This window comes from Methylobacterium sp. J-068 (assembly GCF_022829445.1).
In the GTDB taxonomy this organism is placed as follows: Bacteria; Pseudomonadota; Alphaproteobacteria; order Rhizobiales; family Beijerinckiaceae; genus Methylobacterium.
On the sequence record NZ_JAKSXY010000126.1, the window covers coordinates 1 to 487 of the forward strand.

At 65.3% G+C, this 487-nt stretch carries 1 protein-coding gene; it reads right to left on the reverse strand.

Going from position 1 to position 487, the window contains the following annotated elements; translation table 11 throughout:
- Positions 1-162: 162 nt before the first annotated feature.
- The coding region (locus tag MKK54_RS24425; RefSeq protein ID WP_244015301.1) for an EAL domain-containing protein at positions 163-487 on the reverse strand (325 nt) is incomplete at its 5' end.

Consider the following 487-nt stretch of genomic DNA (forward strand, 5'->3'; position numbering starts at 1 on the left):
TCCAGCATTCAGCCGGATCACCCATCCGATCATCCAAAGAAGCGCCGGTGAGCCGCCAAACCCCGTTGGCCGCCGCCGATGAACAGCCCTATACGGACACAAAATCCAACCGTCAACACATCCCTGATCCGTTTTATGACGGCCCGAGCGCAGACCCGCTCCTCAAGCGGCGTCGCGACGGAGCGCGAGGAAGGCACGGGCGTCCGCGCTCGGCATCGGTCGGCTGAACAGGAAGCCCTGGACCTCCGTGCATCCCTCTCGACGCACCTGCTCCAACTGGGCCTCGGTCTCGATGCCCTCGGCCGTGATGCTGGTGCCGAGATGAGCGCCGAGCCCCACCACCGCGCGCACGATCGCGGCGGTGTCCGGATCGGCGATCTCGCGAATGAACGAGCGGTCGATCTTGATCCGGTCGAAGGGAAAGCGCCGCAGGTAGCTCAGGCTCGAATACCCGGTCCCGAAATCATCGAGCGCGATCCGCACGCCG